2 protein-coding genes are annotated in these 1364 nt (G+C 45.5%); one reads left to right on the top strand and one right to left on the bottom strand.

All coding sequences use genetic code 11. The features are described 5' to 3' along the window. The coding region (locus tag DQ405_RS26955) for a hypothetical protein (protein ID WP_206678952.1) at window positions 1-806 on the bottom strand (806 nt) is incomplete at its 3' end. A 145-nt stretch (window positions 807-951) separates the two neighbouring features. Here DQ405_RS26955 and DQ405_RS28415 point away from each other — a divergent pair. After that, a complete protein-coding gene (locus tag DQ405_RS28415) occupies window positions 952-1278 on the top strand; it encodes a BPSL0761 family protein (protein ID WP_052462811.1) in 327 nt (108 codons plus the stop codon). The last annotated feature ends 86 nt before the right edge of the window (window positions 1279-1364 follow it).

Raw genomic sequence — 1364 nt, 5'->3', positions numbered from 1 at the left:
AGATATCTTTCAGCAGTCCCGCAGCCTAAAAAGGCGCTGATTGCGAAGTTATTATCAGATAAGTTACTGAAGTTGGTATTTCTAACTTGTAGGCCAAGCTCGCGTTTTATGATCTTGAATATGTCCAAATATTCTTGCTTACGCTCGATTTCATTTTTGTACTTTATGAATGTAGTACCGTCTACAATAAATTCGGCTAGATCTCGTTTAATCATAACGCCGCGATAGTTCAGCATATCTGCAATAAATTTTGCGTACATATGTCGTGATGAGTTCAGTTGTCGTATTGAACTTTTATATTTGTTCCTGCACAATCCTAATCGGTTTATCTCATGCTTGCTCACAGGGATCGAACAGCTGGGGCAGGTTTCTATTAGGTTTAAGCCATGGATACTACAAACCTGCACAGAAATCTGGACATGCCTGCGATGTATATATGCAGTTCCATGAATTTCATAATCTTCTAACACGCAGTCCGGGCAAATTCTCATCCAGTTGTATTTTGGAGTAATGATCGTATGGCCTCGGGAGCGGCCTAGTGCTGCGGTGAGGGGGTATAAAGTGTGATAATTTAAAACATCTTCGGCAATGTTATGTTCAGTCAGAAATTTAGGATACTCAAATATTGAGTGATCGCGCCATTCCGCTTTTACAATTTTATCGGACTTGCTGGTTCCGAATCCGATTCGAGGAACTGGCTTTATATAGAAATCTTCGGTTAATAAATATTTAATGCCGAGCAGTTCGTTCCCTCGCTTAAGCGCCGAAGCAACATACTCCCCTGGTAAAGGTGAAAAAATTTTCAAAAGTAATTTTTCTTATACGGCCTTGGCAGATGGTGCCATGCCTGAGCGCGCAACGGCGATTTTATTGATCCCTGACGGGCCACCGATTTGCTAATCGGTCAACGGCTGGCAGTTCTCGATAGAGAAACGAGGGGCTGAAAGGGCTATGAGCTTGGCTCAGCACACCGCATCACTTGACGTTCAGAGCGATTTAATAGAGGACGGCAGCATAAATCTTTCTATATGGCGACTTAGCTTGCAGTTAGCTGTCCGTCCCCCCGTCCCCGTCCCCCGGTCACAATTTGGGAGCTCTACCATGACCATGGTTGAAGAACTTACGGCCGCCATTGTGCACGCGCGCGACTTCTTACGAGAACTGTCTAGAGATCGATCGCTGCCCGAATCGATACGTCTCGAGGCGAAACACTTGCTAAGGCACTACTCCGAAGCCGCTGACATCTGGTTAGCTGGCAGGCTTGAGGAGCGGCGTTGAGAAGAGTTGTCCTTGCTAGCTGACAGATATGGGGCACTGCATCAGCGCTGGTTGCTTGTTTAGCTATGAACCGTATCTTCTGTGAT

It is taken from the genome of Pseudomonas sp. SST3 (genome assembly GCF_003325755.1).
Note: the sequence above shows the minus strand (reverse complement) of the source record. Positions and strands in the feature narration are given on the sequence as shown.